Origin of the sequence: Borreliella americana (assembly GCF_021043605.1) — a bacterium.
GTDB classification, from domain to species: Bacteria; Spirochaetota; Spirochaetia; order Borreliales; family Borreliaceae; genus Borreliella; species Borreliella americana.
Map to the genome: position 1 here is coordinate 1 of NZ_JAJNFB010000040.1, position 2559 is coordinate 2559.

The 2559-nt window shown below is 32.7% G+C and carries 4 protein-coding genes; all 4 read right to left on the reverse strand.

What is annotated here, in order from left to right:
* Positions 1-630: hypothetical protein (locus LRB30_RS05625; RefSeq protein ID WP_231020120.1), on the reverse strand; the 630-nt coding region annotated here is incomplete at its 3' end.
* A gap of 21 nt (positions 631-651) precedes the next feature.
* Positions 652-1227 carry a DUF228 domain-containing protein gene (locus LRB30_RS05630; protein WP_231020122.1) on the reverse strand — a complete coding sequence of 192 codons (576 nt, stop codon included), beginning with the start codon at positions 1225-1227 and terminating at the stop codon, positions 652-654.
* 14 nt (positions 1228-1241) lie between these two features.
* Positions 1242-2027: a DUF228 domain-containing protein gene (locus tag LRB30_RS05635; RefSeq protein WP_231020124.1), complete on the reverse strand. Its 786-nt coding sequence runs from the start codon at positions 2025-2027 to the stop codon at positions 1242-1244.
* Between the two features lie 6 nt (positions 2028-2033).
* Positions 2034-2559: DUF228 domain-containing protein (locus tag LRB30_RS05640; RefSeq protein WP_231020126.1), on the reverse strand; the 526-nt coding region annotated here is incomplete at its 5' end.

The window sequence follows — 2559 nt, forward strand, 5'->3', positions numbered from 1 at the left end:
CGAAGTTGCGGGGTCAACTATTACCATCATGGGCGTAGAAAATTCGTCGCCCAGTTCTAATTTAGAGAGCCCCGATTCAATCTTTTCAAAAATTTTATTCATTTTATCCTTATCACCATTTCCAACTTCTTCTTTTACTTGTTGCGGCATATTAAGCAGTCCATACATATTGGGGAGTAAACGTTTTTGATTCTTTCCGTCCTTTTGAATTGAAACGGCCCCTGTTAACACAAAGTGATTAATAAGTTTGATAATTTCACTGCTAGCAAGTTTATAAGCTTGAGCAAAAGGAAGCAAATTGTTATTAATGTCGCCAATATATGAATCTGAAGTATAAAATTTTTCAGAAGCCTGCTTTAAATGCCTAAACTTGTATTGTAGTTTTAAATAATTAAGTCTTACCACTTCAGAACTAAACCCAATAGTTGAGATAGTATTAACTTCATTGGCAATTGTTGTGGGGTTAGCATTAAGAAATGCGTCCCATTTTATAGTTCTTTGATAGCCCATTTGTAGATCAACATCCTCAATTTGTTCGGGTAAAAACCATTTATACATAATAGGATCTTTTACTTCCCCTATAATATTTGCTACTGCTTTTGCGTAATAATTTTCATCAAATAATTCCATTTCACATCCTCCTAAATATTATTAATTTTTACTTATAGCCTTATTTCCAAATACTGCTACTTTTATTAAGTAAACATCATTGCTAATTTTCTCTGTATCAGACAACGCTATTGCATTAATAGTTGCTTTATTTGATATTGCTCCTGGAGCCTTTTCAAGTTCACCTTCTTTATTGAAAACAAGCTTATCTTTTGCTTTAAGTGTAGAATCTTTTGCTACTAAATAGCCCTCAAAGTTATTTGTAATTGGAACAATAGTAGCCGTTTTGCTAAATTCATCTATATCAGTACATATTCCATATAAGTCTTCGCCACCACCGGCCTCAACATAAGGCTCATAATGAACTTCATTATTTCTTTCTTCTTGAATAACTCTTTTGACTCCACGCTTGTATGGATAACCCAAAAATGGATGATTTTCTAATTTGTCAAACTTACTTGTTCTAGTACCCCCAGAAGCAAAAAATTGTACGTTTTTGTCTCTAAACTCTAAAGAATTACTAAGAATACCAACATCATGTTGAGGATTTTTCATAAACTTTTCAAGTTTACTTCTTTTATCATCATAATCTTTTACTAATTGAGTTGTATTTGCCATTCAATAACCTCCTTTTATCCACCTACGACTGAAACATCTTGAGCAGCTACTTCTTTTGCAAGGCCTCTATTGCCAAAAATTGTAACTTTTATCAAATTAATAGAATAATCTTCTTTGGAACTTCTAGCTTGAGCTTGCTTTAAATCCTCATCTTCTGACAAAAAATTGATTGTAAATGAATCAGATAGTGCATAAGCATTAATTACAGTTGGACGTTCACCAGTAGCCTTGATGATAACTCCTTTATCATTAATATCTAATATTTCTCCTGCTTTTATATTTGGATTTTTTGTGACAAGGTACCCTTCAAAGTTATTTGTAATTGGTAAAACATACGCAATACAACTGAACTCACATACATCCACACATATTCCATAAATATCAGTATCTGCACTAGCCTCAACATATATAGAGTTTTCTTTTGGAACAAGCTTTACACCACGCTTGTATGGAAAACTATTTTTTGGATCATAAAAATATTCTTCTATTTTGTCTGTAAAACTTGAACATGCAAAAGCGTAAGTATTAACTCGATCATTTTTAGATTGAAAACAACTGTTTGAGCTACCAAAAACCTTATTTTCAATCGAACTCAATGATTTTGAATATTTTTTGAATTTCAAAAGGATATCATCAAGTTCTGTGACAGAGTCAAAATAAGGATCTTTTACTTGTTCTTCTTCAACTTGTTTTGCTTGACGTTTAACTCTAGGAGCAGTATAGGATTCTGATTGTGAATCTAATTGTAGGTTATCTCCAACATCAAGAACTTCGCCTTGCTCTTTGCCTTTCACAGACATAATTTACTACCCCTTTATAGTTCTATTCCCAAAAACACTAACAAGCCCAATATACAACTCTTCGGTCAATTTTTGCACTTTTGAAAGTGCTATAGCATTAACAGATTTATCACCACCCCCAGTAGTGTCCTTTTCAAGCTCGCCGTGTTGGTTAAAATGCAGTTTATCACCCGGCTTTATATCACTTCCGGGTTTTTTAAACGTTAAATACCCCGTAAAGTTATTTGTAATTGGAATTACAGTTGCCATATTACTAAATTCGTCTATATCAGTGCATATTCCATATAAGTCTTCGCCACCACCGGCCTCAACTTCAAGTTCTAATGCTCCATCAACACTAAAACTAAGTTTGACTCCCCGTTTATAGGGATACCCTTTAGCAAAATAATTTTCTATTTTATCTTTACTACTAGTGCAAACTCCACCAGAATTTGAAAAAATTAGATTTTTATCTCTAAATTCGACATAATTGCTAAATAAACCAGTATCTTTTTGCGGATTTTTCATTAATGCTTTAATTTCATCAACTTTC